20 protein-coding genes are annotated in these 23,888 nt (G+C 29.7%); 12 read left to right on the top strand and 8 right to left on the bottom strand.

The genetic code is table 11. From position 1 onward, the window contains the following. Position 1 precedes the first annotated feature (1 nt). From mnmG (OREMA_RS0111470) to rnpA, 7 genes are all read right to left on the bottom strand, one after another. Entirely contained in the window at positions 2–1,882 is a 1,881-nt protein-coding gene (gene mnmG, locus OREMA_RS0111470; protein ID WP_018249411.1) for a tRNA uridine-5-carboxymethylaminomethyl(34) synthesis enzyme MnmG, read from the bottom strand. Then, the gene (mnmG, locus tag OREMA_RS0111465; protein WP_018249410.1) at positions 1,879–3,750 is read right to left on the bottom strand and encodes a tRNA uridine-5-carboxymethylaminomethyl(34) synthesis enzyme MnmG; all 1,872 of its coding nucleotides are present in this window, start codon (positions 3,748–3,750) and stop codon (positions 1,879–1,881) included. Before mnmG (OREMA_RS0111465) ends, mnmG (OREMA_RS0111470) begins: the two co-directional genes overlap by 4 nt. Before the next feature lie 308 nt (positions 3,751–4,058). After that, the gene (mnmE, locus tag OREMA_RS0111455) at positions 4,059–5,441 is read right to left on the bottom strand and encodes a tRNA uridine-5-carboxymethylaminomethyl(34) synthesis GTPase MnmE (protein ID WP_018249408.1); all 1,383 of its coding nucleotides are present in this window, start codon (positions 5,439–5,441) and stop codon (positions 4,059–4,061) included. A 91-nt stretch (positions 5,442–5,532) separates the two neighbouring features. After that, a complete protein-coding gene (gene jag, locus OREMA_RS0111450) occupies positions 5,533–6,153 on the bottom strand; it encodes an RNA-binding cell elongation regulator Jag/EloR (protein ID WP_018249407.1) in 621 nt (206 codons plus the stop codon). Between the two features lies 1 nt (position 6,154). Beyond that, positions 6,155–7,174, bottom strand: coding sequence for a YidC/Oxa1 family membrane protein insertase (locus tag OREMA_RS19225; RefSeq protein WP_018249406.1), 1,020 nt, complete (start codon positions 7,172–7,174; stop codon positions 6,155–6,157). Between the two features lie 18 nt (positions 7,175–7,192). Beyond that, a complete protein-coding gene (gene yidD, locus OREMA_RS0111440) occupies positions 7,193–7,414 on the bottom strand; it encodes a membrane protein insertion efficiency factor YidD (protein ID WP_018249405.1) in 222 nt (73 codons plus the stop codon). Positions 7,415–7,418: 4 nt separating this feature from the next. Then, positions 7,419–7,757: a ribonuclease P protein component gene (gene rnpA, locus OREMA_RS0111435; protein WP_018249404.1), complete on the bottom strand. Its 339-nt coding sequence runs from the start codon at positions 7,755–7,757 to the stop codon at positions 7,419–7,421. 355 nt (positions 7,758–8,112) lie between these two features. Here rnpA and dnaA point away from each other — a divergent pair, with 355 nt between their 5' ends. From dnaA to gyrA, 8 genes are all read left to right on the top strand, one after another. Continuing rightward, on the top strand, positions 8,113–9,483 hold the full coding sequence (dnaA, locus tag OREMA_RS0111430; protein ID WP_018249403.1) for a chromosomal replication initiator protein DnaA: 1,371 nt from the start codon (positions 8,113–8,115) through the stop codon (positions 9,481–9,483). 281 nt (positions 9,484–9,764) lie between these two features. Further along, positions 9,765–10,871 (top strand): DNA polymerase III subunit beta, encoded by a 1,107-nt coding sequence (gene dnaN, locus OREMA_RS0111425; protein WP_018249402.1) that lies wholly within the window; start codon positions 9,765–9,767, stop codon positions 10,869–10,871. A 21-nt stretch (positions 10,872–10,892) separates the two neighbouring features. After that, positions 10,893–11,105 carry an RNA-binding S4 domain-containing protein gene (locus OREMA_RS0111420; RefSeq protein WP_018249401.1) on the top strand — a complete coding sequence of 71 codons (213 nt, stop codon included), beginning with the start codon at positions 10,893–10,895 and terminating at the stop codon, positions 11,103–11,105. A 17-nt stretch (positions 11,106–11,122) separates the two neighbouring features. Beyond that, entirely contained in the window at positions 11,123–12,232 is a 1,110-nt protein-coding gene (gene recF, locus OREMA_RS0111415; protein WP_018249400.1) for a DNA replication/repair protein RecF, read from the top strand. Positions 12,233–12,234: 2 nt separating this feature from the next. Continuing rightward, on the top strand, positions 12,235–13,110 hold the full coding sequence (locus OREMA_RS0111410; protein WP_018249399.1) for a DUF721 domain-containing protein: 876 nt from the start codon (positions 12,235–12,237) through the stop codon (positions 13,108–13,110). Positions 13,111–13,116: 6 nt separating this feature from the next. Then, positions 13,117–13,380: an extracellular matrix regulator RemB gene (gene remB, locus OREMA_RS0111405; RefSeq protein ID WP_040657428.1), complete on the top strand. Its 264-nt coding sequence runs from the start codon at positions 13,117–13,119 to the stop codon at positions 13,378–13,380. Positions 13,381–13,419: 39 nt separating this feature from the next. Next, positions 13,420–15,327: a DNA topoisomerase (ATP-hydrolyzing) subunit B gene (gene gyrB / locus OREMA_RS0111400; protein ID WP_018249397.1), complete on the top strand. Its 1,908-nt coding sequence runs from the start codon at positions 13,420–13,422 to the stop codon at positions 15,325–15,327. Positions 15,328–15,338: 11 nt separating this feature from the next. Beyond that, complete coding sequence (gene gyrA / locus OREMA_RS0111395) at positions 15,339–17,858, top strand: DNA gyrase subunit A (RefSeq protein WP_018249396.1); 2,520 nt, start codon at positions 15,339–15,341, stop codon at positions 17,856–17,858. Between the two features lie 95 nt (positions 17,859–17,953). Here the strand turns inward: gyrA and OREMA_RS0111390 are convergent, their stop codons facing one another. Continuing rightward, positions 17,954–18,985, bottom strand: coding sequence for a substrate-binding domain-containing protein (locus OREMA_RS0111390; protein WP_018249395.1), 1,032 nt, complete (start codon positions 18,983–18,985; stop codon positions 17,954–17,956). Positions 18,986–19,154: 169 nt separating this feature from the next. Between OREMA_RS0111390 and OREMA_RS0111385 the strand changes: the two genes are divergently transcribed. The 4 genes from OREMA_RS0111385 to OREMA_RS0111370 all read left to right on the top strand — a co-directional run. Further along, positions 19,155–20,726, top strand: coding sequence for a spore germination protein (locus OREMA_RS0111385; RefSeq protein ID WP_018249394.1), 1,572 nt, complete (start codon positions 19,155–19,157; stop codon positions 20,724–20,726). Continuing rightward, positions 20,719–21,834, top strand: coding sequence for a GerAB/ArcD/ProY family transporter (locus OREMA_RS0111380; protein WP_018249393.1), 1,116 nt, complete (start codon positions 20,719–20,721; stop codon positions 21,832–21,834). Before OREMA_RS0111385 ends, OREMA_RS0111380 begins: the two co-directional genes overlap by 8 nt. Further along, positions 21,818–22,960: a Ger(x)C family spore germination protein gene (locus OREMA_RS0111375; RefSeq protein WP_018249392.1), complete on the top strand. Its 1,143-nt coding sequence runs from the start codon at positions 21,818–21,820 to the stop codon at positions 22,958–22,960. The genes OREMA_RS0111380 and OREMA_RS0111375 overlap by 17 nt, the downstream gene beginning before the upstream one ends. Before the next feature lie 452 nt (positions 22,961–23,412). Then, positions 23,413–23,888, top strand: a 476-nt coding sequence (locus tag OREMA_RS0111370) for a helix-turn-helix domain-containing protein (protein ID WP_018249391.1), incomplete at its 3' end; no start/stop codon positions are given.

The following is a 23,888-nucleotide window of genomic DNA, read 5'->3' as shown; positions in this document are numbered from 1 at the left end:
ATTACAACTCCTCACTTCTTTCTAATTGCTCTAAATAAATAGTAATAACGGAAATATCAGCAGGTGAAACTCCTGAAATTCTTGCAGCTTGACCTAAGGATACAGGCTTAATCTTATTTAATTTCTCTTTGGCCTCTAACCTCAAGCTTTCTATTTGATTATAATCCAAATCTTCAGGTAAGCTTTTATTCTCTAATTCCTGCTGTTTTTTAATCTGTTCTTGCTGCTTTTTAATATATCCTTCATACTTGAGTTGAATCTCAACCTCTTCTCTAACTGCATAAGGTAATTCTGGTCTGTTTTTATCTAGCTCTGCTAAATTCTTATAACTTAGTTCTGGACGCCTAATTAATTTAGCTAAAGTAACCTTATTATTTATTTCTGTACTTCCTAATTTAACTAAGTGCTCTTGTACACCTTCATCAGTTGGATAAAGTTCTGTATTTTTTAATCTATCAACTTCTTCTTGGATAGCTTCTTGTTTGGACTTAAATTGTTTATATCTTTCTTCTGTTATTAACCCTATCTTATATCCTAATTCAGTTAGTCTTAAATCAGCATTATCCTGGCGTAATACTAAACGATATTCAGCTCGGGAAGTTAACATCCGATAAGGTTCATGAGTACCCTTGGTTACTAAATCATCAATTAATACACCTATATAAGCATCTGAACGTTTTAAGATAAAGGATTCTTTACCTTCAATAGCTAAAACTGCATTAATTCCAGCCATCAATCCTTGTCCCCCAGCCTCTTCATATCCACTGGTTCCATTAATCTGTCCTGCTGTATATAAATTTTTAATTTTTTTAGTTTCTAAAGTTGGCTTTAAAGTAGTAGGATCAATACAATCATATTCAATAGCATAGGCTGGACGGATAATCTCTGCCTTTTCAAATCCAGGTAAAGTCCTTAACATCTTTACTTGTATATCTTCTGGTAAGCTAGTAGAAAAACCAGACAGGTACATTTCATAGATATACTCTCCTTCAGGCTCTACAAATAATTTATGCCGTTCTTTATGTTGAAATCTATATACTTTAGTCTCTATCGATGGACAGTAACGTGGGCCTTCACTACTAATATCCCCATTAAACATAGGTGAACGATCTATATTGTCTAAAATAACCTTATGTGTATCATCATTAGTATGAACAATCCAACAGTCCTGACGCTGAAGATTATTTCTAATACTATCATTTTCAAAAGAAAAAGCAATCTTTTCTTCATATTCAGGCTGTAATTCTAACTTAGAAAAATCTATAGTCCTCTTATCAACCCTTGGTGGAGTTCCAGTCTTAAATCTAAATAGATTAAATCCTATCTCTTTTAAGTTATCAGATAAAGCATTAGATGGGAACTGATTATGAGGACCAGAACTATAACGAACATCTCCAATAATAATCTCACCTTTTAAGAAGGTTCCAGTGGTTAAAATAACCTTTTTGGCTTTAAAAACAAGTCCAGTTTTAGTTTCAACACCAATAACAACATCATCTTCAACTATTAACTTTTGTACCATAGCTTGACGTACATCTAAATTCTCCTGTTCCTCTAAAACCTTCTTCATCTCAATATGATACATCTTCTTATCAGCTTGAGCTCGCAAAGCATGAACAGCAGGTCCTTTACCTGTATTAAGCATCCTAATTTGAATACAAGTCTTATCAATATTCTTAGCCATTTCTCCACCTAGAGCATCAATTTCTCTAACTATATGGCTTTTAGCAGGTCCTCCAATAGCTGGATTACAAGGCATTAATGCTATATTATCCAAATCAACAGTTAAAGCTAAGGTTTTAGCTCCCATCCGAGCAGATGCTAAAGCTGCTTCACAACCTGCATGCCCAGTTCCAACTACAATCACATCATAATCTATCATGCTTTTCCTCCTCTCTGTATCTCCTCTAAATAAATCATCAGTACTGAAATATCTGCTGGAGATACTCCAGAAATCCTAGATGCCTGTCCAATTGACATTGGTCTAATTCTATCTAATTTCTCTCTTGCCTCTTTACGAAGATTAGTTAGCTGATGATAATCTATATCTTGTGGAATTTCCTTCTCTTCCATATACCTAAATTTTTCAACCTGTTTTAACTGTCTATTAATATAACCACGATATTTAGTTCTAATTTCCAGTTGTTCACCTATCTCATCATTAACTTTAGGTGCTTCAGAACTAAATTTAATTAAATCTTTATAGTTCACTTCCGGCCTTTCTAAAATAGTAGCTAAACTAACAGGCTTCTTCAAACCACCGCTACCCAACTTCTCTAGTGTTTGAAGTACCTCTTTAGTCGGTGTAATCCTAATATTATTTAACTCATTTAGATTTTCTTCAATTAATCTTCTTTTTTCTTTAACCTTAGAATAATTCTCTTTACTGATTAATCCAAGCTTATAACCTGTTGGTACTAACCTCAAATCGGCATTATCTTGGCGTAAAATCAAACGATACTCAGCCCGAGAAGTTAACATTCGATAAGGTTCACTAGTTCCTTTAGTAACTAAATCATCAATTAAGACACCTATATAAGAATCAGAACGTTTTAAAATTAATGCTTCTTGATTTTTTATACTCAATACAGCATTAATTCCGGCCATTAACCCTTGAGCAGCAGCCTCTTCATACCCACTAGTTCCATTAATCTGTCCTGCTGTATATAGACCATCTATAAGCTTATTTTCCATTGTTGGTCTTAGTTGATATGGTGGAATATACTCATACTCTACTGCATAACCTGGTCTCATAATCTCTGCATTTTCTAATCCAGGTACACTACGTATTACCTTTAATTGAATCTCTTCAGGCATACTTGTAGTTAGTCCATTAAGATATAATTCATTTGTATGCAACCCTTCTGGCTCTACAAAGACCTGATGAGTTAATTTATCAGGAAATCGCATGATTTTCCTATCAATTGATGGACAATAACGCGGTCCACTACCTTCTACAATTCCTGTAGACAATGGAGAATGGTCAATATTCTCTACCATCACCTCTTTAGTCTTATCACCAGTATAAGTTAACCAACATGGACGAGTCTCTCGCTCTTCATAATCTCTAAAGAAAGAAAATTTAAGATTATTTTTAGAACTTGGGTGAAGAGTCATCTTTTCAGGGTCTATTGTATTCTTATCTATTCTAGGTGGGGTTGCTGTCTGAAATCTTTCTAGTGTAATACCTGCTTCTTTTAAACTTTTAGCTAAATCAGTAGCAGCAAACTCTCCTTGTCTTCCACCAGTATATTTAATATCACCAATAATTACCTTTCCATCTAGAGAAGTACCTGTAGTTAAAACAATCTTTTTGGCTGCATAACTTACTCCCGTAATTGTCTTTACACCTTTAACTATATTATCCTCTATTACTAAATCTGTAACTATAGTCTGTTTCAGATCTAAATTATCTTGTTCTTGTAAAACTTTAGTCATTTCAAATTGATATTTTTGCTTATCTGCCTGCGCTCTTAAAGAATGTACAGCTGGACCTTTAGATGTATTTAACATTCTTATATTAATATATGATTTATCAATATTTTTAGCCATCTCTCCACCAAGAGCATCTATCTCACGAACAATATGACCTTTAGCAGGACCTCCAATTGATGGATTACAAGGCATTAAGGCAATATGATCTGCATTTAATGTTAAAATTAAGGTTTTACAACCCATTCTAGCACTAGCTAAAGCAGCTTCACAACCTGCATGACCTGCACCAACTACTATAATATCATAGTCTGTCATAATCTAATCCCCCTTCTACTACTCATTCAAACTTTTTATAGCTATTTACTAACTACCTCCGAGTTTCAAAAGAATCTTCGTGGTCGTAATTCTTCATAAAAAAACAATGAAGAATTACTTCCCTAGCATCCGCTTTTATCTCAACTCTTTCCCCTACGGGTCTCAAGTGACCCTTCGTGGTCGTAATTCTTCATAAAAAAACAATGAAGAATTACTTCCCTAGCACCAGCTTTTATCACAACTCTTTCCCCTACGGGTCTCAAGTGACCCTTCGTGGTCGTAATTCTTCATAAAAAAACAATGAAGAATTACTTCCCTAAGCAGAAATCAGCAAAGATTTGATCTATAATATCTTCGCCAATAGTATCTCCTGTAATCTCCCCTACTGCTTCCAAAGCAGCTCTTAAATCAATTGTAATGAAATCATTTGGTAGATTCATCTTAAATGTGTTTTTCACATCTAGTAATGTCTGATGAGCTCTATCCAAAGCATTCTTATGCCTCATATTCGTAATTAGTGTCTGATCTTCATTCTTCACTTCACCATCCAAAACTAAAGTAGAAATAACATTCTCTAGCTTATCAATCCCCTTATTCTCAATAGCAGCTGTCTTAACAATAGGTCTGCCTGGTAATATATCTTCGATTTTATTAAAGTCTAACTTGCTATCAAGATCTAATTTATTAACAATTATAACTCCATCTTTATCTTTAATCGCTTCCATTAGCTTCTGATCTTCTGAAGTAATTCCTTGATGACCATCTAAAACAAGTAATACTAAATCTGCTCTATTTAAGAATTCTTCAGATTTTTCTACACCTATTCTTTCCACTACATCTTCAGTCTCCCTAATACCAGCAGTATCAATAATTTTAACTGGAATACCATCAATATTAATTACTTCCTCAATAATATCACGTGTAGTACCAGGAACTTCAGTAACAATCGCCCTTTTTTCTCTTACTAAAGAATTCAATAAACTAGACTTTCCAACATTAGGCCTCCCTATAATAGCTGTTTCAATTCCTTCTTTTAGGATTTTTCCTCGCTGACTTGTCTTTAATAGTCCTTCTACTCTTTCTATTATCCCATCAATTCTACCATCAAGCTCTTCAGAATTGAACTCTTCTATTTCATCTTCAGGAAAATCTATAGTAGCTTCTAAGTGAGCTAATAATTTAATCAAATCTTGCCTAATATCTTTTACTTTATTAGAAAGTCCACCTTCTAATTGATTAACAGCTACTTTTAGTCCAGTCTCTGTTTGTGATCTAATTAAATCGATAATTGCTTCAGCTTGAGCTAAATCTATCCTGCCATTTAAAAATGCACGTTTAGTAAATTCACCAGGATCAGCTAAACGAGCACCTTGTTGCAAAATCAGATCTAATACTTTTCTTAATGCTACCATACCTCCGTGACAATTTATTTCTACAATATCTTCAGTAGTATAAGTTTTAGGTGATTTCATTACCAAGGTTATAACTTCATCTATCACTTGCCCTGAAGTATCAACTATATGACCATAATGAGCACTATAACTATCAACATCAGCTAAATCTTTAGCTTTAATACTCTTAAAAATATTATTTACTATCTGAATAGACTCTGGTCCACTAACTCTTATAATTCCAATTCCACCTTCACCTATAGCAGTTGAAATAGCAGCAATTGTATCTTTAATATACATTATTATCACCTCTAATTAATAAGTTACCCAAATCTATTTCTTAATAATAATTAAACAAACCCAGTATTTTTAAAAATACTGGGTTAATAAATTATTCAGCTACAATAACCACTTTCCGATAAGGATCTTTACCTACACTATGGGTATTAACCCCAACTTTATTTTGTAATGCTGAATGAATAATTCTTCTCTCATGAGGAGGCATAGGATCTAACATCACCTTACGCCCTGTTCTTCTTGCCTTTTTGGACATCTTTAATGCTAAATTTTCTAAAGTCTTTTTTCTACGCTTCCTATATCCGTTAGCATCTAAAACCACCCTCAAATAATACTGTTTTCCTTTATTAACTGCCAGATTACTTATATATTCTAAAGCATCTAATGTATCTCCCCTGTGACCGATTGCTATCCCTAAATCATCACCATCAATATTCAAAACTACTTCTTTACTATTTTCCTTAACTATATCTACCTTAAGATTTAGATTCATTTGACTTAATACCTGCTCTAAGAAAACCTTAGCGTTTTCTTTCTTATCTAATTCTTTTATAATTTCTAATTTTGCATCCTTTCTACCAATAAAACCTAAAAAACCAACTCGAGGCTCTTGCAATACTTTATAACTCACTCTATCTTTTGTAGTATTTAACTTTTTCAGTCCTTCTTCAAGGGCCTCTTGAACTGTTTTAGCTGCAACAATGACCCTTTCCATATTAATTTGATTCCTCCTTTAACTCTATATCAGGCTGTTTTGCAATAATATATTGTTGCACAACCATAATTAAATTAGAAATAAACCAATATAATAATACACCAGCTGGTAAATTAGACCCTATAAAGATAATAAATAAAGGCATAAAAAATGCCATTCTATTATTAGCTACAAATTCACCAAAATCCGATTTAATATCATCAATAGAAACATTTTGAGTCAATAAGCTCTGAAGTAAAGTTACTAAACCAGTTAAAAGAACTAAAGGCATATAACTTTGACTTAAATCAGGTATCATTAAGAAAGATTGTCCAACTAGCTCTTCCCAACCTCTTAAAGATCTATATAAGGCTAGTAAGAAAGGCATCTGTATAACTAATGGTAAACATCCTGATAAAGGATTAATTTTATGCTTCTGATATAATTTCATAGTCTCTTCTTGTAATTTCTGTTGATTGTCACCATACTTTTCTTTCATTTTCTCCATTTCAGGTTGAAGTTTTTGCATTTTTTTCATTGAAACTGTCTGCTTATGAGTTAAAGGATATAATATTAGCTTTATACCCAAAGTTAATATTATAATTGATAATCCGTAACTATTAGTTAAATTATAAATCATAGCTAATAAACTCTGCATTAGTTCTCCTAACCAACCAAACATTCCTCCACCAGTATCTCTGACTACATCTAATTTTACTTCTGTATCACTAAATACAGCTTTTACATCTTTAATTTCAGAAATAGCAACTGTAGTTGGATTAGACTTAATAGTTTTATTACTTTCTTCAGAGTCTAAAACACTAATTTGCCAATGTTTAAATTGATTCTTAGGATATGCTGTTAAATTTACTTCATCACCTTGTGAATAACTCTCTTGATTGGGTTCTATAACAACTTTGCTATCCCCGCTATAATTATCTTTATATTGAACATTTAATTTAAATTCTGGATTTGCTGCACATCCAGATAATAATATTACTACTAAAATTAATAAAAAAGGTATAGCTTTCTTTCTAAACATTATATTCCTCCTAAAAATTTAATCTACTGGATCATAACCTCCAGAATGAAACGGATGACAAGATAAAATCCTTTTAATTGCCTTAAATCCTCCTTTTAATAAACCATATTTCTCTAAAGATTGAATAGTATATGTAGAACAACTAGGATAAAATCGACAAGTACTCCTAGATTTTAAAGGAGATAAATAATTCTGATAAAATTTAATTATATAAATCAAACCTTTAGAAATAAATTTCACAAAATCATTCCTTAATTATTTTAGATTTTTTAAAAAGATAATTTAATGATTTATTAATCTGTTGATAAGATGCACTAACAATAGGCTTTCTAGCAATCAAAACAATATCAATACCATTAATTAATTTATATTTATTATTTCTATAAGCTTCTCTAAATAAACGTTTTACCTTATTTCTAACTACTGCTTTTCCAATTTTCTTACTTACAGAATAACCTACTTTTCTTTCTTGACTATTATTTCTTAAAACATATAAAACTACAAAGCGATCTGCTATTGAATTACCATATTTATAAACTCTTTTAAATTCATAAGTTTTTTTTAACTTTTTATCAATATTCATTTGATATAGTCCTCCTCAGTAGAATAAAACCACAACCTCCCTTGCATTTATTTAGAAAGTATCTCTTTCAATTATAAATTATCCACTAATAAGATGTCAAGAATAATCACCTTATTAACAATTTATCCACAAAAACTGTTGATAAATTGTTAATAATTTGTTATTATTAGCCTATCTTATTTGATTAAATAATTAAATATTGGTAGAATAAGAACAAAAAGAGGATTAGTTATCCACAGTTTCTAGATGTTTTTGTGTATAACTAGTCATTTTTTTAACTAAAATTTACGTATTTAACAAGTTATCCACAGAATATTCACATTTCCTGTGGATAACTCTAATTAGGAGGTTATTTATGACGCAAGATGAAATTAAAGAAATTTGGAGTGCAACCCTAAGCAGTATTGAAGAGGAATTAAGTAAGCCTAGCTTTGAAACTTGGTTTAAGCCAACAGAAATTCTTGCTATACAAAATAATACTATTATTATTGAAGTTCCTAATGAATTTGCTAAAGATTGGTTAAAAACTAAATACTCTAATTTAATTAAAGAAACTCTATTAAAAATAACAAATAAATCACATCAAGTGAAATTTGTTATCCCTGAAATGGAAGAAGAAGAAATTTTTTTAGAAAAAGAAGAACTAGAAAACAAAAAAACGGAAAAAGCAGATGAAGAAGAAGTAATTGAAAGTTCTGTCCTAAATCCTAAATATACTTTTGATACTTTTGTCATAGGTAATAGTAACCGTTTTGCTCATGCTGCATCTTTAGCAGTAGCTGAAGCTCCTGCTAAAGCATATAACCCTTTCTTTATTTATGGAGATGTTGGTTTAGGTAAAACTCATTTAATGCATGCTATTGGACATTATATACTTAAGCACAATTCAAATATGAAAGTAATGTATCTAACATCAGAAGAGTTTACTAACAGGCTAATAAACTCTATTCGATATGATAAAACTATAGAGTTTAGAAATCAATATCGTAACATAGATATACTATTAATAGATGATATACAGTTTTTAGCTGGTAAAGAAAGGACTCAAGAAGAATTTTTTCATACCTTTAATGCACTACATGATGCTAATAAACAAATAATTATTTCTAGTGACCGTCCACCTAAAGAAATTCCCACTTTAGAAGAAAGATTAAGATCAAGATTCGAATGGGGACTTATTACTGATATTCAAGAACCAGACTTAGAAACAAGAATTGCAATCTTAAAAAAGAAAGCAACTTTAGAAGATTTAGAAGTACCAAATGATGTAATAGTTTATATAGCTAATAAAATTGAATCAAATATTAGAGAATTAGAAGGTGCCTTAATTAGAGTAGTAGCCTATTCTTCATTAACTAATGAACATATAACTGTAAATTTAGCACAAGAGGCTCTTAAAGGAATAGTTGCTAATAATCAAGATAATATCCCCAAAGAGATTACAGTCAATTTGATAAAGAAAATAGTTTCACAACATTATGGCATTAATATGACAGATATGGACTCTAAAAAAAGAACTAGAGCTATTGCATTTCCAAGACAAGTTGCCATGTATATTTCCAGGGAATTAACAGATCTTTCTTTACCACAAATAGGTAATAGATTTGGTGGAAGGGACCATAGTACCATTTTACATGGTTATGATAAGATAAAAAATATAATTTTAGAAGATAAAAAACTAAAAAAGACAATAGATACACTAGTAGAAGATATAAAAAGAGGCTAGCTGTGGATAACCCTGTGGACAACTTGTGGATAACCTGTGGATTATCACTTTTTTCTGTTGATAACTTTAAAAAAAAGATCATGCCTGTGGACTTGTGGATAACTGTTAACAACTTATCAACAACTTATCAACAGGGTTAACCCTTGATATTTATTAGCTTGATGCTAGTTTTCCACATTATCCACAACCCCTACTACTACTACTACTATTTTTTATAATATATAAAGTAATAATAGCTTTTTGTTATCAAATGTTTTAAAATTATTATAAGGAGGTTTAATATGAGAATAGAAATTAACCAAAAAGAATTTTATGAAGGGATTCAAACAGTAAGTAAAGCTGTATCTTCAAAAACAACATTACCTATTCTTTCAGGAATTTTATTAAAAACCGAAGAAGATAAATTAAAGGTAGTTGGAACAGATTTAGAAATAGGTATTGAATGTTTTATAGAAGCGCACATTATTAAAGGAGGATCTATTGTATTACCTGCTAAATACTTAACAAGTATTGTTAGAGAGTTACCAAATGAAAAAATTATTTTAACAACTGAAGCATCTAATAATACAGCTCAAATTAAATGTGATCAGGCTCAGTTTAACATACATGGTTCTCCAGCAGACGAATTTCCAATCTTACCTGAAATAGAATCAGGAGTAAGATTTACTATAAAACAAAATAAATTTAAAGAAATTATAGATCAAACTAAATTTGCTATTTCTAAAGATGAAAGTAAACCTTTTTTAACTGGAGGATTATTAATTATAGAAGAAGGAAATATTAAACTAGTATCAACAGATACATATCGATTAGCTTATCGTGAAGATCAAATTAATGAAAAAGATATTTCAGCAGAAAAAGTTATTATTCCTAATAAAACTTTAAATGAAATAGCTAAATTATTAGATAACTCAGAAGATTTAATTGAAATTATAATTACAGAAAATCAAATATTATTCAAATTTTCAGGTGTTTCAATTGTTTCTCGTTTGATAGAAGGACAATTTCCTAATTATAAACAGGTGATACCTAATAAAAATAATACCAAAGTAGTTGTTGATAAAAACGAATTATTAAGTGCTGCTAAAAGAGCATCTTTATTAGCTAAGAAAGATTCGAATATCATCAAAATTAATTTGGAAAAAGATAAATTAATTATAACTTCAAATGCTCCAGAAATAGGACAAGCCTATGAAGAGGTCTCTATTTCTCTAGTAGGTCAAGAGACAGAAATTGCTTTTAATGCTATTTATCTAATGGATTGTTTAAAAGTTATTGATAGTGAAGAAGTTGTTTTAGAATTATTAGGTTCATTATCACCAGGAGTTATTAAAAGTAAATCTGAAGATGAATATATATATGTTATAATGCCAGTTAGAAGTGCTTAGAATTTATAAGGAGGTTTTATTGTGGAAGTAATAGAAATAAATACAAAAACAATTAATTTAGATCAATTTTTAAAATGGGCTAATTTAGTTTCAACTGGGGGAGAAGCTAAAATAGTTATAAATGCAGGAGAAGTTAAAGTAAATGGAGAAATAGAAAATAGAAGAGGTAGGTCTTTAAAAGCAGATGATATAATTGAATTTAATAATGAACAATACCAAATTACTACCTCGTAAGGGGTGCATCGACTAAATTGTATTTATCCCAATTATATTTAAAAAATTTCAGAAATTATAATCAAGAACATTTGAAGTTCAATAAAAACATTAATTTAATAATTGGATCTAATGCCCAAGGGAAAACTAATATTTTAGAATCTATTTACTTTCTCGGTACAGCAAGCTCTCATAGAACAAATATAGATTCGGAGTTAGTAAAGTGGAAAGAGGATGGTCTATATCTAAAAGGAGAATTAATTAAAAATAATCAAGAAATTCAATTAGAAATTTCATTAATGGGAAGAAAAAAAGAAATTAAGGTTAACTCAAATTCCTTGCAAAGAATAAATGATTTAATGGGATATTTAAATATAGTTATATTTTCCCCTGAAGATTTAAATTTAGTAAAGGGAAGTCCTAGCTTGAGAAGAAAGTTTATCAATATTGAAATATCTCAAATTAGTTCTTATTATAGACATTTATTGGGTAAATATGGTCAGATATTAAAACATAGAAATAATTTATTAAAAGATATTAGAGATAAAAAATCACCTAAAGAGATGTTAGAAGTATGGAATCAACAGTTAATAGATTTAGGTAGTAAAATAATTAAAAAAAGGCTAGAATCTCTAAATAAATTAGGGATTCTAGCTAGATTAATGCATCGAAAAATTACAGACGGTTTAGAGAGTTTAGAATTAAAATATGATACAGAATTAGAAATAGATTCAAATAGTTTAGAAGAAGAAATCAAAAGTTCTTTTAAACTAAAATTAAAAGAAAAAGAAGATAATGAGATATATCGTGGTGTTACAACTATTGGACCTCATAGGGATGATATTTCCTTAATTGTTAATAATATAGATATAAGAAAGTTTGGCTCACAAGGACAACAAAGGACTACAGCCTTAGCTTTAAAATTAGCTGAACTTGAATTTATGAAAGGTGAAACCGGTGAATATCCTATTTTATTACTGGATGATGTCTTTTCGGAATTAGATATTAATCGTAGAAGTCAACTATTAGAAACAATAAGAGATAAAATTCAAACTTTTATAACTAGTACTGACTTAGCTGATTTAGATCAACTTAAAGGTAATCATCAAATTTTTAAGATAAAAAATGGGTCAGTATTTGAGGTGTAAAGATGGCTGATTTAATTAATGAAATATTGAATAAAACTTTAAATAAATTAGGAATATCTAAAAAAATTGAAGAAAAAAAGATTTTAGATTTATGGTCTAAAATAACTGGAAATGAAATTAAAAAGCATACAGAAGCTAAGTATATTAATCAGGGAATCCTTTTTATAACTGTTGATAACCCAGTTTGGTCACACCAATTATTATTTATGAAAAAAGATCTTATTAATAAAATAAATAAAGAGTTAAATAAAAAATTAGTTAAAGATATTAGATTTCAATCAGGGAAGATAAAGTCTAAGATTATTGAGGAAATTGAGGAAGATAAAAAATCATATGTAAATATAGAACTTAATAATTCAGATATTAGAGAAGTTGAAGATACATCAAATTTGATAACTGATCCTGAGTTGAAAAAAAAGTTTTCTAAATTATTAGAAACTCAGAAGAGAATAAAAAAATGGAAAGAAATAAACAAATGGATACCTTGTCCGCAATGTTCAGTTTTAATTTCTCCTGAAGAAGAAAAATGTTCAATTTGTCAGGTTAAAGAGAATAATATTAAGTTAGATATGAGTAAATTAGAAGAAGTGTTAATAAACACTCCTTGGTTAAGTTATAATGAAATACTAAACATCTTTCCAAATCTATTAGAAGAAGATTTAGAAAGAATAAAGAATAAATTGATAAAGAATATGAAAAATAAATTAGATAGAGTTATAACAGAAGCAATGAAAAAAGAAATAGATACTAATGAAGCCAAAGTATTAATTCAGAATTATGTTATGTTAGAGACTGGAGTTCATCCAGAAAGATTAAATGACCGTTTGATAAAGAAAGTAATAGGAGATAATTATATGAAAGTATACAAATGTTTATAAGGGGGGATGGCTTTGGTTCATTTAGGGGCTGGACATATGATTCCAGCTAAAGATATAGTTTTAATAGCTGATCTAGAATCAACAACGTATTCTAAAAAGACTAGAGAGTTTTTGGAAGTAGCTGAAGAAGAGGGGTTTATTACTGATTTTTCTGAGGGAAATCCAAAGTCTTTTGTAGTTACAGATGAGACAATTTATTATTCTATGATATCATCAAGTACTTTAAGTAAACGAGTAAACTTTGCATATAATCTAAACCGTGATTACTAAGATCATGGTTTAATAAGTTTAAATGGAGGTTTTATCTGCATGAAAAAAGATATAAATTATAATGCTGAGCAGATACAAGTTTTAGAAGGACTTGAAGCTGTTCGTAAACGACCAGGAATGTATATTGGAAGTACTAGTTCTAGGGGATTACACCATCTAGTCTATGAAATTGTTGATAATAGTATAGATGAAGCTTTAGCTGGATATTGTGATAAAATTAAGGTTAAAATCAAAGATGGAGATATTATAACAGTTGAAGATAATGGACGTGGAATCCCAGTATCTTTACATCCTAAAATGAATAGACCTGCTGTAGAAGTTGTAATGACAGTATTACATGCAGGAGGAAAATTTGGAGGAGAAGGATATAAAGTATCCGGTGGCTTACATGGAGTAGGTGTTTCTGTTGTAAACGCCTTAGCAGAATGGCTAGAAATTGAAGTTAAGAGAAATGGAAAGGTATATTATCAAAGATATCATCGGGGAGTACCACAAAATGAACTAAAAGTAATAGGAGAGACAGAAGAAACAGGAACTAAGATTACTTTTAAAGCTGATGATGAAATTTTTGAAGAAACAAAATATAAATATGAGACATTATCTCAACGTTTAAAGGAGTTAGCTTATTTAAATAAAGGGATTAATATCAATATCAAGGATGAACGTGGAGAAGAGGATATTGAAGATAACTTTATGTTTGAAGGTGGGATAATTTCTTTTATTGAAGAGATTAACAAACATCAAACTCCTATTCATGAAAATGTAATATTTCTAGAAGAAGAAGTAGATGATACTCATGTGGAAATAGCTCTTCAGTATAACAGTGATTATGTAGATAAAATATTTACTTTTGCAAACAATATCAATACTCATGAAGGTGGTACTCATCTTAGTGGATTTAAGTCTGCTTTAACTAGGACAGTAAATGACTATGCTAGAAAGAATAATTTACTTAAAGATAAAGATGAGAATTTATCTGGAGACGATATTAGAGAAGGAATAGTAGCTATAATCAATGTTAAATTAGTTGAGCCACAATTTGAAGGTCAAACTAAGACTAAACTAGCTAATAGAGAGATTAGAGGTATAGTTGATTCTGTTCTTTCTGCTAAATTGAGTACAGAATTAGAAGAAAATCCACAGTTAGGAAAGATAATTGTGGAAAATGCTATTACTGCAGCTAGAGCTAGAAAAGCAGCTAAAAAAGCAAGAGAATTAACTAAACGTAAGAGTGCTTTGTCTAGCACATCTTTACCAGGGAAATTAGCAGATTGTTCTTCTAGGGATCCTGAGGAATCTGAAATTTATATTGTTGAGGGGGATTCAGCAGGTGGTTCTGCAAAGCAAGGTAGAGATAGAGTCTTCCAAGCAATTTTACCATTAAAAGGTAAAATTTTAAATGTTGAAAAGGCTCGATTAAATAGGATCTTGAGTAATGAAGAAATTAGATCATTGATAACAGCTTTTGGTACAGGAATAACAGATGAATTTGATATTGAAAATGCTAGATATCATAAGATTATAATCATGACCGATGCCGATGTTGATGGGGCTCATATTAGAACTTTATTATTGACCTTATTCTACCGTTATATGAGACCATTAATAGAAAAGGGTTATGTTTACATAGCTCAACCGCCTTTATATAAGATTACTAAAGGTCGTGGTGAATATTATGTATATACTGATCGCCAGTTAGAAGATCTTTTATCAGAAATTGGTAGAAATGGAATCTCGCTACAGAGATATAAAGGTTTAGGTGAGATGAATCCAGAGCAATTATGGAAAACAACTATGGATCCTGAACATAGAACATTAAAAAAAGTAGAAATTAGCGATGCTATTATGGCTGATGAAATATTTACGACTTTAATGGGAGATAAAGTTAAGCCAAGACGGGAATTTATTCAAAGGCATGCTAAGCAAGTACAGAATTTAGATATTTAGGAGGATTGTTTATGATAGAGTTAGATAGTGAACGGATAAAACCAGTAGATATCGAAGAGGAGATGCAGGAAGCTTATATAGATTATGCAATGAGTGTAATAGTTTCTCGTGCTTTACCAGATGTAAGAGATGGATTAAAGCCAGTTCACCGTCGTATTTTATATGCTATGCATGATTTAGGGATGAAACCTACAAAATCCCATAAGAAATCTGCAAGAATCGTTGGGGAAGTTTTAGGTAAGTATCATCCTCATGGTGATACTGCTGTTTATGATACAATGGTAAGGATGGCTCAACATTTTTCTTATCGTTATCAATTGGTTGATGGTCATGGTAACTTTGGTTCTGTAGATGGAGATTCAGCTGCAGCAATGCGTTATACTGAAGCTAGAATGGCTCCGATAACTTTAGAATTATTAGAAGATATCAACAAGAATACTGTTGATTTTGTGGATAACTTTGATGGTAGTCTACAAGAGCCGGAAGTATTACCTTCTAGAATACCTAACTTATTAGTTAATGGAACTTCTGGGATTGCTGTAGGTATGAGTACTAATATCCCTCCTCATAATTTAGGTGAAGTTATCGATGGAGTCATAAAGATGATTGAAAACCCTGATATCTCTATTGTAGAGCTTATGCAAATTATCAAAGGTCCTGATTTTCCAACAGGTGGAATAATTATGGGTAGAAAAGCAATTAGATCATATTTTGAAACAGGTAGAGGTAAAGTTAAAGTTAGAGCTAGGGTAAATATAGAAGAACTAAATAATGATAAATCTCAGATAATAGTTACAGAACTTCCTTATCAAGTAAATAAGGCTAGATTAGTTGAGAAGATTGCTAAATTAGTTAGAGATGATAAGGTAGAAGGTATAACAGATTTAAGAGATGAATCAGATAGAAGAGGTATGAGGATTGTAATTGAAATTAAACGAGGTATGAACCCTAAGATTGTATTAAATCAATTATATAAACATACTAGATTACAAGTAACATTTGGAACTATAATGCTATCTCTAGTAGATGGAGAGCCTAAGGTATTAGGGATTAAAGATACTTTGGGGCATTACATTAATCATCAAAAAGATGTAGTGACAAGGAGAACCCAATATGATTTAGATAGAGCAGCAGCTCGTGCCCATATTTTAGAAGGATTTAGAATAGCTTTAGATAATATTGACAGAATAATAAAGATTATAAGGTCAGCTGATGATGCAGCAAGTGCTAAAGAATCTTTAATTAGTGAATTTGATTTTTCTGATAAACAGGCTAAAGCAATTCTTGATATGAGATTGCATCGTCTTACTAATCTTGAAAGAAATAAAATCGAAGAAGAATATACAGGATTACAAGAAAAAATTAAATATTTCCAATCAATTTTAGCAGATGAAGATAAATTATTAGAAATAATTAAAGATGAAATAATAGAGCTTAAAGATAAATATAACGATGAGCGACGTACTGAAATATCAGATGAGATAATAGATATAGAAACAGAAGACTTGATTCCAGAAGAAGATATAGTAGTAACTTTGACTAAAGATGGCTATATAAAGACTATAGCTTTAGATACTTATCGTAACCAACGGCGTGGAGGAAAAGGTATTATTGGAATCAAAACTAAAGAAGAAGATATTGTTCAAGATATATATACTACTTCAACGCATAATTATCTATTATTTTTCACTGATAAAGGACGGGTATATAGACTTAAAGGTTATCAGATTCCTTCAGGTGGAAGACAATCTCGTGGTACAGCTATTGTAAACTTAATAGATATTAAACCTGATGAAAATATTACAACAGTTATTCCAATTTCTGAATTTGAAGAGTATGAGTATTTATTTATGGCTACTAAAAATGGTATTGTTAAAAAGACAGAGTTGGAAGAATATAATACTAATTATACTGGCTTAATTGCATTAACTCTAGATGAAGATGATGAATTAATAGATGTTAAATTAACAGATGGACATCGAGATATAATTTTAGGAACTAAAAACGGTTTAGCTATTCGTTTTTCTGAAAATGATGTAAGAAGTATTGGAAGAACTGGTAGAGGTGTAAAGGGAATTGATTTGGAAGAGAATGACCAAGTAATAGGTATAGGTGTTGCTGAAGATGATAAAGAGTTATTAGTTATTACAGACAAAGGTTATGGTAAAAAGACTCCTCTTAATAAGTATAGAACCCAAAGTAGGGGAGGTAAAGGTTTAATTACTCTAAATCGAACTGAGAATAATGGTGAATTAATTGATATAAAAGTTGTAGAAGAAGATGATGAAATTATGATAATTACTGCAGAGGGAATTCTTTTAAGAACATCTATTGCAGAAATATCTTCTATGGGGCGTAATACTCAGGGAGTAAGAGTTATGAGATTAAATGATAATGATCAAGTGGTATCTATCGGATATATAATCAGTGAAACTCAAGAAGAAACTCAAGAAGAAACTCAAGAAGAAACTCAAGAAGAAACTCAAGAAGAAACTCAAGAAGAAACTCAAGAAGAAACTCAAGAAGAATAAACAAGAAGAATAAACAAGAAGAATAAACAAGAAGAATAAACAAGAAGAATAAACAAGAAGAATAAACAAGAAGAATAAACAAGAAGTGAGCATGCTCACTTCTTGTTTTCTTTTATAGGTAGTCTTCCCCACCTTTCTTCTAAAGAATTTATATTATATTTATCTATTAATTTTACTGGAGAAATTACTAATTTTATATTATGCTCGCCATTTTTTATAGTACGATCCCAATTCCAGTCCTCTCCTCTAGCGATAAAAGTAGCTACTTTTATTGCATTTTTTGCTAGTGCATATGGCATTTTATCTATAGTTGCGTTGAGTTTTTCTTTAGCTACAGCAATGGCCCCTTCTTTACTAGCATCAGCCCCAACTACAATCATCTTTTTATTAATTTTTTCTTTTTTTAATATTTCTATTGCTCCTAGAGCAAGTTGATCATTATTAGCTAAAATCCCTTCGAAATCTTTATTTAAATCTATAATTGATTTTATTGTTTTCTTAGACAGTTCTTTAGACCATTTTTCATGGAATTTATCTTTTACTATATTTATCCCCATATATTTTTTCAACTCTGACATATTTCCCTTTGTAATACTTTTCGATACATTAGTATTTTTATCACCTTTCAATATAATTATATTCCCTGTTTTATCTAGTTGATCAATTAAATATCTTGCTTGTAGTTGTCCTGCTTTGAAGTTATCTGCACTGATATAAGCATCAACCTTTACATTTTGGGTTAGTCTATCTAATGCTACTACAGGTATATTAGATTTATTAATAAAATTTACTAATTTAGCTCCTTTTTCACTAGTATCAACAGCATGGAATATAATTATATCTACATTATCTGTGATTAGTGATTTAATATCTTTTTCTTGTTGTTCTAAATTGTTATTAGCATTTTTCCATATTATTTTTATTTTTTCTTCATCTCTATTTTCAAATATTGATTTTTTCATAATTTCATATACATCTTCCTTCATAGTAGCCATACTGACTCCAACTTTAATTTCTTTTTTAGGTTTTGGAGGTTGGACAAATGGATTTATTTTTTCTAAACTAACTTCACAACCACAGATTATTAATAATAAACAGATAATCATTGTAATAGACATTTTCTTCATATAATCACCACTTTATTAGTTTTATAAATTATAATATTTAAATATTATAATTTATAATTAATTTTTATTAAATTTATTTATTTTTATATAGTTTAAGGAAAAATAAAATTATTATACTTTTATATTAATGATAAAAATAGTTAATAATATAAAAAGAAGGAGGAGATAAATGTTTTGGAAAAAATCTAAAGTTAAATTTAAAGATAAGGAAGAATATAAATCTAATAATAAATCATTAGAAAAACTTGAATTAAATGAAAATTTAGAAGAAAATAAAAATATTATAAAAGACTTGATTGGTGATAGTAATGATGTGGTTTTTAGGAATTTTAATTTAGCTAAAAGTGAAGAAAATCCCGCTTTATTAATATTCATAGATGGTTTGACTAATACTGATCTATTAAATAAACATATTATCAATCCTTTGCTAAACAATTTAGAAATAGATGATCTAGCAAAGAATATAGATGAAGAAACCGGACTAATTCAAGAATCTATTGTAACAACTCACGAAATAAAAGCAGAGAATAAAATAGAAGAATTAATTAAATCTGTATTGTCAGGTGATGCAGTCTTACTAATAGAAGGTTTTAATCAAGGATTTATTGTAGCTAGTAAGGGGTGGGATGCTAGATCTGTTTCTGAACCAACTACTGAATCAGTTATTCGGGGTCCAAGGGATGGTTTTACAGAAAATTTAAGAACAAATACTTCTCATATTAGAAGAAGATTAAGAGATCCTGGATTAAGAATTAAAGGAGTTTTAGTTGGAGAAAGAAGCAATACTAATATTGCTATTGCTTATATAGAAGGCTTAGCTAATAAGAATATAGTGAAAGAAGTAGAGAATAGAATAAAAAATATTAAAGTTGATTGTATTTTAGAGTCAGGATATATTGAACAGTTTATAGAAGATAGTCCTTTTTCTCCATTTCCACAATTGCAGCATACTGAAAGGCCAGATAAGGCTGTAGGAAATTTATTAGAAGGAAGAGTTGTTATAATCGTTGATGGGACCCCTTTTGTACTTATCGCACCTGCTATTTTTGATCAGTTTTATCATTCTCCAGAAGATTATTATCAGAGATTCATAATTACTAGCTTATTAAGAATAGTTAGGATTATAGGCAGTAGCATTTCCTTAGCTTTGCCAGCATTGTATATAGCTCTAACTGCTTTTCATTTTGAAATGTTACCAACTGTTTTTGCCCTATCTATAGCTGGCGGAAGAGCCCAAGTTCCTTTTCCATCTTATTTAGAAGCATTTTTTATGGAAGGAGTTGTTGAAATATTAAGAGAAGCAAGTGTTCATTTACCGAATGTAATAGGTTCAACAATCGGTATAGTTGGTGGTTTGATTTTAGGTACTGCTGCTGTAGATGCTGGTCTTGTTAGTCCTGCTATGGTAATTGTAGTTGCATTGACTACGATTGGTTCTTTTACTTCTCCAACTTATTCTGCATCTAATGCAATCAGAATTTTAAGGTTTATATTGATGTTTTTATCTGCAACTTTTGGACTTTATGGATTTGTAGCTGGAATTATAGCCATTACAATACATATGGCTTCTTTAAAATCCTTTGGAATTCCTTATTTAACACCGTACGCTCCATCTAGACTTGAAGATTTAAAAGATAGCGTAATCAGATTTCCATTATGGAAGATGAACTTTAGACCTAAATTAATGAGAACTAATAATCCTAAGCGAGAGGATGATAGTAAAGAGGGTGGTAATGATTAGTAAGGTAGGTAAAGTAACGGAAAGACAATTTAGTGCTATTATTATTAATACAGTATTGGGAGTTGGAATATTAACTCTACCAAGAGCAGCAGTTAGTTTTGCAGATCAAGGAGGGATAATATCAGTAATTTTAGCAGTATTAATATTTTTAATTAATTTGTTAATTATTATTAAATTAGGATTAAGATTTCCTGATAAGACTATTTTCGAATATTTGCAGATTATTTTAGGGAATATAATAGGAAGAGTAATAGGTTTATGTATTATTATTTATTGGCTATTTTCTAGTGCTTTTGTGGTTAGAATATTTAGCGAATTAATAGTGACTGCTATTTTACCTAAAACCCCGTTAGAGGTTATCATGATAATAATGTTGTTGTTAGTTACTTATTTATCCTATAAAGATATTCAAGTACTAGGTAGGATAAATGAGTTATATGTTTTTATAGTATTTATTCCAGTGTTAATTTTAGTAATCTTGTCATTTAAAAGAGGTAATGTTGTTCATTTATTTCCATTATTTCAGGGGCACAGTATAGTTAATATTTTAAAAAGTACAGTAAAATCTTATTCTTCCTTTTTAGGATTTGAAATAGCTGCTATTCTTGTTCCTTTTATAACAACAAAGAAACTAGCTATAGAATATGGTATTAAAGGATGGATATTACCTAGTTTTTTATCTCTAATAATAGTAATAGCTTCTATATCTGTATTTGGTGCTTTTGAATTAAAAAACTTAATATGGCCTACTTTTGAATTAGTCAAGACTACTAAATTTTTTGCTTTAATTTTTGAAAGATTAGAGGTAGCTTTTATTATCACTTGGGTAATTGCTATTTTTACTACTGTATCTAATTTAATGTTTGGATCAGTTTTAGGAATTTCTCAAATATTGAATCTTCAGACACATAGAACCTTTGTATTACCCCTATTACCTATGTTATATCTAATTGCTCTTATACCACGTAATGCTTATGATGTATTCAATTTGATGGATATAATTTCGATTATAGGATTAATAATTACAACTATTTTACCATCATTATTATTGATTTTAGCTAGTTTTACTGGTAAGGGAGGTAAAAATATTCATGAGGAAAATAGTTAAGTTATTAATAATTATTATGCTAATGAATTTGTTAACAGGATGTTGGGATAGAAGAGATATAGAAGAGACTGTTCCTGTACTAGGAATAGGGATAGATTTTATAAAAGAAGAAGAACGAGAGTTAACAAAAAGCAGTAGAGTCAAAGTTACAGTTCAAATTCCAATACCAGCAAATATGGAGCAAGGTGAAGATGTAGTTTGGGTTATGAGTAGTGTAGGAGAGAGTATTGCTGGAGCAATAGATAATTTACAAAATAAGTTAAATCAAGAGCTATTTTTTGGTCATTTACAAGTAATTATTTTTAGTCAGGACGTAGCTAAAGAAGGAATTAATAAGTTTTTGAATTATTTTCGTAATTTACCTCAGATTAGAAGGTTAAGTTGGCTTTTAATATCTGAAAATAATGCAGAGGATATAATTAAATCAGAGCCTAAATTAGAAAGTATACAAGCATTATATTTAAGTCATATGCTTAATAATGGTGCTAAAACAGGGAGAATTCCTGATTTACGATTAGGAGATTTCTTTATTAGGTTATCTAACCCCGGTCAAGAATCTACAGTAGTTATGATTAAGGCTAATAAAGAAATAATAGACTATATTGGTTTAGCAGTATTTGATGGAGATGAATTTGTAGGGTCACTAGATCAGCCAGAAACTCTATATTATCAAAGGTTGATGGGGACTAGTGGTAGTGGTAGTAATTTGGTATTATCATCTGACCCTACTACAGAAATTGATCCTTTAACAATTCAAATTCAAGAGGTTTCTAGTAAAATAAGACCTATAGTTAAAAACAAAGAATTAAAGATGAATATCAATATAAAAGTAGAAGCTAAAGTAATTGAACAGCTTAATCAATCTAACTTAGGTAGAGAAAAGATAGTTCATCAAATAGAAAAGAGAATAGAAAATAAGATTAAGTCTGAGGTAGATAAGGTTATTAGAAAGACTCAAAAAAAATTTCAATCTGATGTCTGGGGATTTGGAGAATATGTTAGAGCATATTATCCAAGCTACTGGCAAAAGATTAATTGGAAACAGAAATACTCTAAGATAAAATTTAACCTTGAAGTTAAAGCTTATATTAGACAGGTAGGTATGATTAAATTCGAAGGAAAATAGAAAATTGATTAAATAGAAATATTATTATAGCTAAAAAAATATAAAAAAAGCCAGAATATTTTGATATCATAATATTTATTTTATTATTATTGCTTTGGTGTAGAGTAGATATTAGAGCTAGAATACCATCAAGTAATAATAAGAGTATAAAATATGGTGAATATATGAAGTTAAAGATATTGAATAATAATCTCATAATAATTATATTCTCCTTTCTTTTTTCTTATTTTTTCTTTTTATTTAATTAATTATGTACTTTGATAAATAAAAAATCAGAATAATTATTATTCTTTTATAATAGTTATAAATTAGTTTTAAATATATATTGTAAATAAGAAGGAGCATTGTATAATTAAATGCACAGGTAGATCAAAAAATAAAAAGTGACACATAGAAATACCTCATATATAATGTTAAATAACCACAAATAACATAAAGTGAGGTATTAAAATATGTGTCAAAATAATTATAACAGAAAAAGTAAAAAAGGAAAACACCTAACTTTGGAAGATAGGAAAATAATAGAGCATTTATATAATATTCAAGGTAAGAAAGATAAGGAGATCGCAAAAGAGTTAGGAAAACATAGAACAACAATAAGTAGAGAGCTTAAGAAAGGTGAATTAAAATTATTAAATTCTGATTATACGACAAGAATAGAATATGATGCTGAAATAGCGCAAAAAGTCTATGATAAAAATGCTACAGCTAAAGGAACTAAGATAAAAATAGCTAAGGAACATGAGTTAGCAAGATTTATAGAAAGAAAAATAAAACAAGATAAATGGTCTCCAGAAGTAATTGCTAATCAAATACAGGAAGATGAAAGATTTGAAATTAAGCTACATTGGAAAACAATATACAATTATATAGACAAAGGTATCTTGATGGTAAATAGAGATGAGTTAGTCTATGGTAATTATAAAAA

It is taken from the genome of Orenia marismortui DSM 5156 (genome assembly GCF_000379025.1).
GTDB classification, from domain to species: domain Bacteria; phylum Bacillota; class Halanaerobiia; order Halobacteroidales; family Halobacteroidaceae; genus Orenia; species Orenia marismortui.
Note: the sequence above shows the minus strand (reverse complement) of the source record. Positions and strands in the feature narration are given on the sequence as shown.

Excerpts from the sequence above, each read along its gene's own strand:
- mnmG (WP_018249411.1), bottom strand. The coding sequence starts at position 1,882 with ATGATAGATTATGATGTGATTGTAGTTGGAACTGGGCATGCAGGTTGT.
- mnmG (WP_018249410.1), bottom strand. The coding sequence starts at position 3,750 with ATGACAGACTATGATATTATAGTAGTTGGTGCAGGTCATGCAGGTTGT.
- mnmE (WP_018249408.1), bottom strand. The coding sequence starts at position 5,441 with ATGTATATTAAAGATACAATTGCTGCTATTTCAACTGCTATAGGTGAA.
- jag (WP_018249407.1), bottom strand. The coding sequence starts at position 6,153 with ATGGAAAGGGTCATTGTTGCAGCTAAAACAGTTCAAGAGGCCCTTGAA.
- OREMA_RS19225 (WP_018249406.1), bottom strand. The coding sequence starts at position 7,174 with ATGTTTAGAAAGAAAGCTATACCTTTTTTATTAATTTTAGTAGTAATA.
- rnpA (WP_018249404.1), bottom strand. The coding sequence starts at position 7,757 with ATGAATATTGATAAAAAGTTAAAAAAAACTTATGAATTTAAAAGAGTT.
- dnaA (WP_018249403.1), top strand. The coding sequence starts at position 8,113 with ATGACGCAAGATGAAATTAAAGAAATTTGGAGTGCAACCCTAAGCAGT.
- dnaN (WP_018249402.1), top strand. The coding sequence starts at position 9,765 with ATGAGAATAGAAATTAACCAAAAAGAATTTTATGAAGGGATTCAAACA.
- OREMA_RS0111410 (WP_018249399.1), top strand. The coding sequence starts at position 12,235 with ATGGCTGATTTAATTAATGAAATATTGAATAAAACTTTAAATAAATTA.
- remB (WP_040657428.1), top strand. The coding sequence starts at position 13,117 with ATGGCTTTGGTTCATTTAGGGGCTGGACATATGATTCCAGCTAAAGAT.
- gyrB (WP_018249397.1), top strand. The coding sequence starts at position 13,420 with ATGAAAAAAGATATAAATTATAATGCTGAGCAGATACAAGTTTTAGAA.
- gyrA (WP_018249396.1), top strand. The coding sequence starts at position 15,339 with ATGATAGAGTTAGATAGTGAACGGATAAAACCAGTAGATATCGAAGAG.
- OREMA_RS0111390 (WP_018249395.1), bottom strand. The coding sequence starts at position 18,985 with ATGAAGAAAATGTCTATTACAATGATTATCTGTTTATTATTAATAATC.
- OREMA_RS0111385 (WP_018249394.1), top strand. The coding sequence starts at position 19,155 with ATGTTTTGGAAAAAATCTAAAGTTAAATTTAAAGATAAGGAAGAATAT.
- OREMA_RS0111380 (WP_018249393.1), top strand. The coding sequence starts at position 20,719 with ATGATTAGTAAGGTAGGTAAAGTAACGGAAAGACAATTTAGTGCTATT.
- OREMA_RS0111375 (WP_018249392.1), top strand. The coding sequence starts at position 21,818 with ATGAGGAAAATAGTTAAGTTATTAATAATTATTATGCTAATGAATTTG.